Below are 10,893 nucleotides of genomic sequence, written 5' to 3' on the forward strand. Positions count from 1 at the left end.
CCGGGCATCCCGATTCAGAAATACGCGGCGCGCCGAACGATCGGGATCACCGGCACAAGGCCGGTGATGACGTAGCGGCAGGAAGCAGCCTCTCACACGAACAGCCCCCGGTTGGCCCGGACCCGGCTCAGGATGAAGGAATAGACCTCCTCCACCCGGCGCAGGGACCGCACGTCCGCATGGGTGACCAGCCAGTAGGTGCGCAGGTAGGACACTTCGGGCAGCACGACCCGGAGCTCCGGGAACTGGCGGACCGCGTAGTCATGCAGGATGCCGATGCCCACGCCGGCGCGAACCGCTTCGGCCTGCGCCACCACGCTGGCGCACTCGAACCGGCGAGCGGTGTATTTCTCCAGGGCGGAGAAGTAGTCGAGCACCGGGCTGTAGAGCAGGTCCGCCACATAGGTGACGAGGGTCTTGCCGGACAGGTCGGCGAGCTCCGTCAGCGGCCCGTGCCGGTCGAGATAGGCCTGCGAGGCATAGAGCCTCAGGCGGTAATCGGTGAGCTTGCGCGACACGAGGCGCCCTTCGGTCGGCTGCTCCAGGGTCACGGCGATATCGGCCTCGCGCTTGGAGAGCGAGAAGGTGCGCGGCAGCGCCACGAGCTGCAGGGTGAGGCCCGGATGGCGCTCGGCCAGGGCCCCGAGCTCTGGGGCGAGGAAATAGGTGCCGATCCCGTCCGGCGCGCCGATGCGCACGGTGCCCGACAGTGCGAGATCCGCGCCGCCGAGCTCGCTCGCCACGGAGAGGGCCTGGGTCTCCATGGTTTCGGCATGCTTCAGGAGCCGCTCACCCTGCTCGGTCAGGGTGTAGCCCTGGGGGCTGCGTTCGAACAGCTTGGCCTTCAGGGCCGCTTCGAGGGCCGAAATGCGCCGGGACACGGTGGTATGGTCGGCCTCGAGCTGGCGCGCCGCCACGGTGAGTCGGCCGGCGCGGGCGACAGCGAGGAAGAAGCGGAGGTCGTCCCAATCGAATGCGCTCATGCCGCCCCCGGACACATTGGCGTTTTCGCACAACGGTGCTTCGGTTTCACCCATAGTCGTGCGATTTCAACAATGATAGAAGAGGCTCACGAAAAGATATCCTTGAGGAGGAAACGCCATGCGCGAGGTCGGACATTTCATCGGCGGCAAGCAGGTTCCCGGCCAGTCGGGACGGACCACCGAATTCTTCCAGCCCATGACCGGCGAGGTCCTCGGCCGGGTGGCGCTCGCCTCCAAGGATGAGCTGCGCCAGGCGGTGGAGAACGCCAAGGCCGCGCAGCCGGCCTGGGCCGCCACCAACCCGCAGCGCCGCGCCCGCGTGATGATGAAGTTCCTCGAGCTCATCGCCAAGGAGACCGATTCGCTCGCCGACATGCTCGCCCGCGAGCACGGCAAGACCATTCCCGATGCCAAGGGCGACATCCAGCGCGGCGTCGAGGTGGCCGAGTTCTGCACCGGCATTCCGCATCTCCTGAAGGGGGAGTACACGGAAGGCGCCGGCCCGGGCATCGACATGTATTCGATCCGCCAGCCGCTCGGCGTCGTTGCCGGCATCACGCCGTTCAACTTCCCGGCCATGATCCCCCTGTGGAAGCTCTCGCCGGCCATCGCCTGCGGCAACGCCTTCATCCTGAAGCCTTCCGAGCGCGATCCCGGCGTGCCGATGCGCCTCGCCGAACTGATGCTGGAGGCGGGCCTGCCGGCCGGCATCCTCAACGTGGTCAACGGCGACAAGGAAGTGGTGGACGCGATCCTCGACGATCCGGACATCAAGGCGGTGGGCTTCGTCGGCTCCTCGCCGATCGCGCAATACGTCTATTCCCGCGCCACGGCGCACGGAAAGCGCGCCCAGTGCTTCGGCGGCGCCAAGAACCACATGATCATCATGCCCGACGCCGATCTCGACCAAGCGGCGGACGCCCTTATCGGCGCCGGCTACGGCTCGGCCGGCGAGCGCTGCATGGCGGTCTCGGTGGCGGTGCCGGTCGGCAAGGCCACGGCCGATGCGCTCATGGACAGGCTGATCCCGCGCGTGGAGAGCCTGAAGGTCGGCCCCTCCACCGATCCGTCGGCCGATTTCGGCCCGCTCGTCACCCGGGCACACCTCGACAAGGTGCGCTCCTACGTGGATCTCGGCGTGCAGGAAGGCGCCAAGCTCGTGGTCGACGGGCGCGACTTCAAGATGCAGGGCTACGAGAACGGCTTCTACATGGGCGGCTGCCTCTTCGACGAGGTGACGCCGGACATGCGCATCTACAAGGAGGAGATCTTCGGCCCCGTCCTGTCGGTGGTGCGCGCCAGGAACTACGACGAGGCCTTAGCGCTGCCCTCCGAGCACGAATACGGCAACGGCGTTGCGATCTACACCCGCGACGGCGACGCCGCCCGCGACTTCGCCGCCAAGGTGAATGTCGGCATGGTCGGCGTGAACGTGCCGATCCCGGTGCCGCTCGCCTACTACACCTTCGGCGGCTGGAAGGCCTCGGGCTTCGGCGACCTCAACCAGCACGGGCCCGATGCGATCCGTTTCTACACCAAGACCAAGACGGTCACCTCCCGCTGGCCGTCCGGCATCAAGGAAGGGGCGGAATTCTCCATTCCGACGATGAAGTAAGTCGGCACGCATGGCCGGGGGCTCGCTCCCGGCCATTGTGTTTCTAGATCCAAAGTCGGGGTGCACAACCTCCGGCGCCATGACGATTGAGGACCATGACCCAGTTCTCCCTCACCGACGATCAAATCGCCGTCCGCGACATGGCTTTGGCCTTCGCGGCGGACAACCTTGCTCCTCACGCCCTCGAATGGGACGAGAAGAAGCATTTTCCCGTGGACGTGATGCGCGAGGCGGCAGCCCTCGGCATGGCGGCGATCTACACCCGCGACGACGTGCGGATCGGGCATGACGCGCCTCGACGCGGCGCTGATCTTCGAGGCGCTCGCCACCGGCTGCCCGGCCGTGTCGGCCTATCTGTCGATCCACAACATGGCAACCTGGATGATCGACCGGTACGGCTCCGAGGAGCAGCGCCAGCGCTACATCCCGCGCCTCGTCACCATGGAGCTGATCGCGAGCTACTGCCTGACCGAGCCGGGCTCGGGCTCCGATGCGGCCGCGCTGAAGACCAAAGCGGTGCGCGACGGCGACCATTACGTGGTCAACGGCGTCAAGCAGTTCATCTCCGGCGCCGGCACCTCCGACATCTACGTCACCATGGTGCGCACGGGCGAGGATGGCCCGTCCGGCATCTCGACCCTCGTGATCGAAAAGGACATGCCGGGCGTGTCCTTCGGCGCGCAGGAGAGGAAGATGGGCTGGAACGCGCAGCCCACCGCCGCGGTGATCTTCGAGGACGTGCGGGTGCCTGTCGCCAACCGCCTGTCCGACGAGGGCATGGGGTTCAAGATCGCCATGTCGGGCCTCGACGGCGGACGCCTCAATATCGGCGCCTGCTCGCTCGGCGGCGCTCAGGCGGCGCTCGACAAGGCGCTTGCCTACACGGCGGACCGCAAGGCCTTCGGCAAGCGCATCGGGGACTTCCAGGCGCTCCAGTTCAAGCTCGCCGACATGGCCACCGAGCTCGAATGCGCGCGCACTTTCCTGTGGCGCGCAGCCTCTGCGCTCGATGCCAAGGCGCTCGATGCCACGAAGCTCTGCGCCATGGCCAAGCGCATGGCGACCGACGTGGGGTTCCAGGTGGCGAACGACGCTCTGCAGCTCCACGGCGGCTACGGCTATCTGGCCGATTACGGCGTCGAGAAGATCGTGCGCGACCTGCGCGTGCATCAGATTCTCGAGGGCACCAACGAGATCATGCGACTGATCGTGGCGCGCGATCTGGTGGGGCGCGGCAATCGATGATGGTGCGGTCGCTCGGCCTCGGCGTCGGCATCGCGGCGGCGATCCTGGCGCTGTTCTGGCTGGCGGGACCCTTGTTCTTCCAGGACGGGCGGCGCCCGTTCCAGCTCAACTTCACCGCAGGCGCCGTGCTGGGATCGGGCCTCGGCCTGATGATCGGCCGTATCCTGCAGGTGCCGCGCAAGGAAGCCGGCCATGCCATGGCTCTGACGGCCGTGCCGGGCATGCTGGTCATGGCCGCTGTGGGATCGCATTTCGCCGTGTTCTTTCCGCAGCTCGACCCGGCCCTCGACAAGGTCTTCGGCTCGCTGATGCTGTGGTTCTACGGCTTCGCGCTCACCGGAGCCCTCTGGGTGGCGCGACGCCCATGACGGGCCGGGACGCATCTTCGGGGCTGCCTTGGCGGGAGCCGAGCACCTGGCTCGTTGCCGCCTTGGCGGGAGTGTTCGTCCTGCTGGGGCTCCTCTTCGTCTTTGCGCCGCGTGCCGGCGCGGCTTTGTTCGGGATCGCCGCTCCTGAGGGCTCGGATCTGGCCTACGTCTCGGCCATCGGGCTGCGCGATCTCGCCTTCGGGACCTATCTCGCCGCCCTGGCGCGTCTGGCGACGCAACGCATCGTCGGCACGGTGCTCGGGCTCACGGTTCTCATTCCGGCTGGCGACATGGTTCTCGTCTTTCTCGCACGGGGTTTCGAGAGCCCCGGCCATCTCCTGATTCATGCCGGCAGCGGCCTCGTCATGGCGGCCGGCTCGTTCTGGCTTCTCGGCCGGGCGTCACATCACAACAAGGGAGGATCTTCATGACCACCATCGCCTTCATCGGCCTCGGCAACATGGGCGGCCCGATGGCCGCCAACCTCGTCAAGGCCGGTCACAGCGTCACCGGGTTCGATCTGTCGCCGGCCTCCTGCGATCAGGCCCGCGGCGACGGCGTGGCCATCGCCGGATCGACGGTCGATGCCGTGCGGGACGCGGAGATCGTCGTCACCATGCTGCCGGCCGGCAAGCACGTGCTCGCCGTCTGGACCGACATTCTCCCTTCGGTGAAGGAGGGTGCGCTGCTGATCGACTGCTCCACCATCGACGTGGAGAGCGCACGCAAGGTGCACGGCATGGCGCGCGAGCAGGGGCGCAACCTCGCGAGCCTCGACGCGCCGGTGTCCGGCGGCGTCGGAGGCGCGAAGGGCGCAACGCTCACCTTCATGACAGGCGGCGCGAAGGATGCCTTCGACCGGGCCGAGCCGATCCTGTCCCGGATGGGCAAGAAGGTCGTCCATTGCGGCGAGGCGGGCGCCGGCCAGGCGGCGAAGATCTGCAACAACATGATCCTCGGAATCTCGATGATCGGCGTGGCCGAGGCCTTCGTGCTCGGCGAGAAGCTCGGGCTGTCGCATCAGGCGCTGTTCGACGTCGCCTCCACGTCCTCGGGCCAATGCTGGTCGCTGACCACCTATTGCCCGGTGCCGGGCCCGGTGCCGGCCTCGCCGGCCAACAACGGCTACAGGCCGGGCTTCGCGGCAGCCCTCATGCTCAAGGACCTGAAACTCGCCCAGGAGGCCGCGCTCGCCTCGGGCGCTTCCACGCCCCTGGGGGCGGAGGCGGCCCAGCTCTATGCCCTGTTCAACAAGGCCGGCCACGAGGGCGACGACTTCTCCGGCATCATCAACTTCATCCGCGGACAGAAGGATTGACGGCTGGCCACATGTCATGGCCGGAGCGAACCCGGCCATGACATGGCGAAGAAAGAGGCCACAAAGACAATGATGTGTTGCATTGCACCTACAGCATTCGGCCCCGTGGTCCGTTAGGCTTCCATCTCCTGAACATTCAACCGCTGATTGCCTGCTCGCATGATCCGTCCTGTCTCCCAAGCGGCCAATCCCTCGGCCGATGCCGCCGCCATGCTGCGGCGTCTCGGCTTCGCGATCCTGTTCTTCGCCGTGCCTCTGGCGGCTCTGTTCACGCGCCGCGCGCTCGTGGTGATGGCGCCTCTCGCGGTCATCCTCCTCGTCCTCGCGTCGGTGCTCGACGGCAGCGCGAAGCATGCCTGGGACAAGCTGACGGCCCTTGCCACGTCCCCGGGGGGAATCGCCGGGCTGGTTCTGCTGTTCTGGGCCGGGCTGTCCCTGCTGTGGACGCCCTTTCTGCCTCAGGCCTCCGAGCGGCTCCTCAACATCACAGGCATGATCCTCATGGGGCTGGGGGGCTATCTCGCCGTTCCCGAGCGCATGCGCTCGGCCAATCTCTATCTTCTGCCGGTCGGGGTCGGACTCGCGGCCCTGATTGCCGTCTTCCTGGCGCTCACCGGCGGCAGCACCATCGACCCGGAAGGTCTGAGCCTGGAGCGCGGCATGCTGATGCTCGTTCTGCTCCTCTGGCCGGCCATCGCGTGGCTTCATTCCCGCGGCCGCAATCTGGAAGCCCTCGGGCTGGCGCTCGCCGTCGCGGTCTGTTCGCTCCTCACGCGGGACGGCCTGCCCCTCTATGGCCTGGTCGCCGGCGCCGTCGTGTTCGTCGTCACCGCATGGAATCCGGTCTTCGGACCGCGCCTGACCGGCCTCGTCATGGCGGGCCTCCTGCTGTTCGCTCCGGTCCTGCCCTTCCTCCTGAAGCCGCTTGCGACGAACCTGCTCGGCCCGACCTCTCCCACGACCCTCGCCCTCGAGGTGTGGCGCCAGATCATTCTCGGCGAGCCGCTGCGTCTGCTGACGGGACATGGCCTGGAGACGGCCCTGCGTGGCCGCTTCCTCGGATTGATGCCGCCCAGCGCACCGTCCACGCTCCTGTTCGAGATCTGGTATGAGCTCGGCCTCGTGGGTGCCGTGGCCGGGTCCGTGCTTCTGTATCAGGCGGTCGTCAGCGCCAGAGGCCACCGCGCCAGCGTGGCGCCCGGCATCATGGCCGCGTTCGCCTGCGCCTACGCCCTGGGATGTCTCGGCATCGGCACCACACAGGTCTGGTGGTTCACCGCGCTCGTGGCCCTGGTGCTGATCTTCGTGGCCATCGAGCGGGGACAGTTTCGCACGAAGCGCCCCAAGGCCGTTCTGCACCGCATGGCCTAGAGCCGTTTCCACTGGCGTGGAATCATGTCTCGTCTGCGTTGTGCCGCATTCTCTTGCGGTGAACCGGATCCACTTGACCGAAAAATGCTCTCGGGCATCGCGCGCAGAAGGATTGACGAAGCGGCCTCGCCTCTGCTTCGCTGACGGCTTGCGGATTCCCAAACCCGAGGAACGTTCATGCCGATCATCAACCGCGTCGCCGACCTTGCCGATGAAATCGCCACCTGGCGTCGTGACTTCCATGAAAACCCGGAACTCCTGTTCGACGTCCATCGCACCGCCGGCATCGTGGCGGAGAAGCTGAAGAGCTTCGGCTGCGACGAGGTCGTGACCGGCCTCGGACGAACCGGTGTCGTCGGCGTGATCAAGGGGCGCTCGAACAATTCGGGCAAGGTGATCGGCCTTCGCGCCGACATGGACGCGCTGCCCATCGAGGAGGCGACGAACGTTCCTCACAAATCCAAGGTGCCGGGCAAGATGCATGCCTGCGGCCATGACGGCCACACGGCGATGCTCCTCGGGGCGGCGAAGTACCTCGCCGAGACACGCAACTTCGACGGCACCGCCGTGGTGATCTTCCAGCCGGCGGAAGAGGGCGGCGGCGGCGGCAACGAGATGCTCAAGGACGGCCTGATGGAGCGCTTCGGCGTGCACGAGGTCTACGGCATGCACAATATGCCGGGCGTTCCCGTGGGCCAGTTCGCCATCCGGCCGGGCGCCATGATGGCCGCGGCCGACCGCTTCACGATCACCATCGAGGGCAAGGGCGGCCATGCGGCGCGACCGCACGACTGCATCGACCCGGTCGTCATCTCGGCCCATGTGATCACGGCCCTGCAGACCATCGCGTCGCGCAGCGCCGATCCGCTCGATTCCGTGGTGGTCTCCGTCTGCACCGTGAAGGCGGGCGAAGCCTTCAACGTCATTCCGCAGACGGCGATGCTGCTCGGCACCGTGCGCACCCTCTCGCCCGAGGTCCGCGACCTCGCCGAAACGCGCATCCGCGCCATCGTGGAGAATGTCTGCGCCTTTCGGCGCCAAGGCCGAGGTCGAGTACGATCGCGGCTACCCGGTGACCATGAACGATCCGGACAAGACCGATTTCATGGCGGGCGTCGCCCGCGCGGTCGCGGGCGAGAACGCCGTGGACACGACGGTGCTGCCGCTCATGGGGGCCGAGGACTTCTCCTACATGCTGGAGCAGCGCCCCGGCGCCTACATCTTCCTCGGCAACGGGGATACGGCGGGCGTCCACCACCCGGCCTACGACTTCAACGACGAGGCGAGCCCCTACGGCGTCTCGCTCTGGGCGAAGATCATCGAGACCGGCATGCCGGCGCGCTAGAGCATCGGACCCAAAAGCGGACTTGCACTTTTGGGATCCATCCGATGCTTTCTTCTTGGATGAGAGCATCGGTCAGAACGGACCCAGCGAGCCGCGCCAGCGAAAACCGGATCCACTTTTCGCTGGCGCGGCCCTTCGGGTCACTGGCTTGGCCCTTCGGGTCGCTGACGCGGCCCTCTGGGTCCGTCCGATGCTCTAGGGCCTCAGACGTAAAAAGCGGGTCCAGGTTGGGATCGAACCCGGTGGTGACGTGGGAGGATGGTGAGAGCGGGTGATGACAGGGCGGGTAGCGTGACCCGGTGATGATACCCTCCACACGTCATGGCCGGCCTTGTGCCGGCCATCCCGATCCGGAGAGCGCGGCGCTTCACAGAAGCGGGATCACCGGGACAAGCCCGGTGATGACGTGGTGGTGGATCGGACGGGCCCGTGACCACGAAGGGGTGACCATCGGGCCGAGCGATCAAGACAGGGTTCCGGACGATGCGCCGCTTCAGGATGTGAGCATCGGATCCGATCCCAAACCGGGGTCCACTTTTCCGTCCGATGCGCTAAGCCGCTCCACAAGAGAGCGCCGCCGGAAACGATCCGGCGGCGCTCTCGTTTTGTCTCTCGCTGCCCGTCAGTGCAGGACCATGTCCGTGAACGGCGAGACATAGGCTTGCAGCATCACGAGGCCGCCGACCAGGCAGGCCAGCACGATCGAATGCCAGAATACGAAACGCAGGATGCTTCCCTCGTGGCCGAACCAGTTGGTCGCGGTCGACGCCACGACGATGGACTGCGCGTCGATCATCTTGCCCATCACGCCGCCGGACGAATTGGCCGCCGCCATGAGGATGGGCGAGAGCCCGAGTTGCTCCGAGGTGATCTTCTGCAATCCGCCGAACAGCACGTTGGAGGCCGTGTCGGAACCCGTCAGGGCGACGCCGAGCCAGCCGAGCAGGGTGCCGAAGAACGGGTACAGAATTCCCGTGCCGGCGAAGGCGAGGCCAAGCGTCGCATCGACGCCCGAGAAGCGTGTCAGCGTGCCGATCGCGAGCATCGCCGCGATGGTGATGAGAGAGTAGCGCAGCACCCAAATCGTCTCGAACCAGGCCGTGACGAGCCTCAGGGGCGAGAAGCCCATGACGAATCCCGCGATGATGGCTGCGATCAGCACGCCCGTGCCCGTGTAGGACATGTATGTGAAGGCGAAGACGGCCGGTTCCGCGGTTGGATTGGCCACGATGGGCGCAACCTTCTGCACCATGTTGTGCAGGCCCGGAATCGGATAGCTCCAGGTGAAGATCGGGTTGACGAGCGCCTTGAACCAGCCCGTGCCCCAGATCGCCACGATCACCGACAGGATGATCCACGGCACCCAGGCCCGGATGATTTCGTCGCGGCTCGCCTTGGGCGCCACAGGGGCGGCGCCGGCGCCCAGCGATGCGGGCTGCGTCATGGTGCCGGCCGAGATGTCATGGGTCCGCAGCGCCGGAGACGTCCAGACCTCCCTCGGGCGCCAGACCCGCATGAAGCCCACGAGGCAGGCCATCGAGATCAGGGACGCGCCGATGTCGACGATCCAGGGATTGATGTAGTTGGAGATCAGGAATTGCGGAATGGCGAAGGACACGCCGCAGACCAGGATGGCCGGCCAGACCTGCAGCATGCCCCGGAACCCGGCGAACACCCAGATCAGCCAGAAAGGCACGATCAGCGAAAAGAACGGCAACTGGCGCCCGACCATCGCGCCGAGGACGTAAGGGTCGAATCCTGTCACGGAGGCCAGACCCTGGATCGGAGCGCCGAGGGCGCCATAGGCCACCGGCGCCGTGTTGGCGATCAATGACAGGCCCGAGGCTGCAAGGGGCGAGAACCCGAGCCCGATGAGAATGGCGCCCGTCACGGCGACCGGCGTGCCGAAGCCGCCCGCGCCTTCGAAGAAGGCACCAAACGCGAATGCGACGAGCAGCAGCTGGAGGCGGCGGTCCGTCGTGAGATCGCCGACGGATTGCTGAAGCGTTGCGAACCATCCCCTCTCCACCGTCAGCCGGTAGAGGAAGATGACATTCAGGATGATCCAGCCGATCGGGAACATGCCCGTCGCGACGCCGAACAGGGCGGCACGGGTGGCGAGCCCGGCCGGCATGGTGAACAGGAAGACCGAGACGGCGATCGCCGCGAGAAGGGCGACGACCGCGGCAATATGGGCCTTCACCTTGCCGGATGCGATCATCACCAGAAGCAGAACGACGGGAATGGCCGCCGCAATGGTCGACAACGTCGCGTTGCCGAATGGATTATAGACTTGGCTCCACATGAGCTTTTCCCTCACCCCGCCAGCACCTGCTGGCACCCGTGGCATGGCGGTCGGGCCGGAGCGGTCTTTCCGCCTCATGGAAAAGCTAGAACATTGTTCTACTGCGACAATACGACCTTTAGGGGAGATCGTGCGGTATCAACCGCTTAATCCTTCTGCGAGCAGGCCAGCATGCCCTCAAGGTCGATGTAGTGCCCGGCGCGGTCGCGCTTGGCCGCCAGGTAGCTGACGTTCTCGGCCGTGGGACGGCCCAGCACCCGATGGTCCGAGATGACCTCGAGTCCGGCCTTGGTCAGCGCTGCGATCTTGTCTGGGTTGTTGGTCATGAGGCGGACCTTGGCGA

7 protein-coding genes and 3 pseudogenes are annotated in these 10,893 nt (G+C 66.4%); 7 read left to right on the plus strand and 3 right to left on the minus strand.

Translation table 11 applies throughout. The features are described from left to right. Positions 1-92: 92 nt before the first annotated feature. Entirely contained in the window at positions 93-983 is an 891-nt protein-coding gene (locus NF876_RS19995) for a LysR family transcriptional regulator (protein WP_262270398.1), read from the minus strand. A gap of 118 nt (positions 984-1,101) precedes the next feature. Here NF876_RS19995 and NF876_RS20000 point away from each other — a divergent pair, with 118 nt between their 5' ends. The 7 genes and pseudogenes from NF876_RS20000 to NF876_RS20035 all read left to right on the plus strand — a co-directional run bounded on the left by NF876_RS20000 (position 1,102) and on the right by NF876_RS20035 (position 8,245). After that, on the plus strand, positions 1,102-2,598 hold the full coding sequence (locus NF876_RS20000) for a CoA-acylating methylmalonate-semialdehyde dehydrogenase (protein WP_262270399.1): 1,497 nt from the start codon (positions 1,102-1,104) through the stop codon (positions 2,596-2,598). Between the two features lie 95 nt (positions 2,599-2,693). Next, a pseudogene (locus NF876_RS43490) lies at positions 2,694-3,843 on the plus strand (isobutyryl-CoA dehydrogenase). Further along, entirely contained in the window at positions 3,840-4,211 is a 372-nt protein-coding gene (locus NF876_RS20015) for a DUF5367 family protein (RefSeq protein ID WP_262270400.1), read from the plus strand. Before NF876_RS43490 ends, NF876_RS20015 begins: the two are co-directional and overlap by 4 nt. Beyond that, positions 4,208-4,642: a DUF4267 domain-containing protein gene (locus NF876_RS20020; protein WP_262270401.1), complete on the plus strand. Its 435-nt coding sequence runs from the start codon at positions 4,208-4,210 to the stop codon at positions 4,640-4,642. Before NF876_RS20015 ends, NF876_RS20020 begins: the two co-directional genes overlap by 4 nt. Beyond that, positions 4,639-5,529: a 3-hydroxyisobutyrate dehydrogenase gene (gene mmsB / locus NF876_RS20025; RefSeq protein WP_262270402.1), complete on the plus strand. Its 891-nt coding sequence runs from the start codon at positions 4,639-4,641 to the stop codon at positions 5,527-5,529. The genes NF876_RS20020 and mmsB overlap by 4 nt, the downstream gene beginning before the upstream one ends. Positions 5,530-5,688: 159 nt before the next feature. Then, entirely contained in the window at positions 5,689-6,900 is a 1,212-nt protein-coding gene (locus tag NF876_RS20030; protein WP_262270403.1) for a peptide ABC transporter permease, read from the plus strand. A gap of 177 nt (positions 6,901-7,077) precedes the next feature. After that, positions 7,078-8,245, plus strand: a pseudogene (locus NF876_RS20035) (M20 aminoacylase family protein). Positions 8,246-8,867: 622 nt separating this feature from the next. Here NF876_RS20035 and NF876_RS20040 read toward each other — a convergent pair. Further along, positions 8,868-10,550 (minus strand): L-lactate permease, encoded by a 1,683-nt coding sequence (locus tag NF876_RS20040; protein WP_262270404.1) that lies wholly within the window; start codon positions 10,548-10,550, stop codon positions 8,868-8,870. 146 nt (positions 10,551-10,696) lie between these two features. After that, positions 10,697-10,893: pseudogene (locus tag NF876_RS20045) on the minus strand (GTP cyclohydrolase II RibA); the annotation flags it as partial.

The sequence above is a fragment of the Microvirga yunnanensis genome (assembly GCF_025460875.1).

Coding starts and splice junctions, on each gene's coding strand:
- NF876_RS20015 (WP_262270400.1), top strand. CDS start 3,840: ATGATGGTGCGGTCGCTCGGCCTCGGCGTCGGCATCGCGGCGGCGATC.
- NF876_RS19995 (WP_262270398.1), bottom strand. CDS start 983: ATGAGCGCATTCGATTGGGACGACCTCCGCTTCTTCCTCGCTGTCGCC.
- NF876_RS20020 (WP_262270401.1), top strand. CDS start 4,208: ATGACGGGCCGGGACGCATCTTCGGGGCTGCCTTGGCGGGAGCCGAGC.
- NF876_RS20040 (WP_262270404.1), bottom strand. CDS start 10,550: ATGTGGAGCCAAGTCTATAATCCATTCGGCAACGCGACGTTGTCGACC.
- NF876_RS20030 (WP_262270403.1), top strand. CDS start 5,689: ATGATCCGTCCTGTCTCCCAAGCGGCCAATCCCTCGGCCGATGCCGCC.
- mmsB (WP_262270402.1), top strand. CDS start 4,639: ATGACCACCATCGCCTTCATCGGCCTCGGCAACATGGGCGGCCCGATG.
- NF876_RS20000 (WP_262270399.1), top strand. CDS start 1,102: ATGCGCGAGGTCGGACATTTCATCGGCGGCAAGCAGGTTCCCGGCCAG.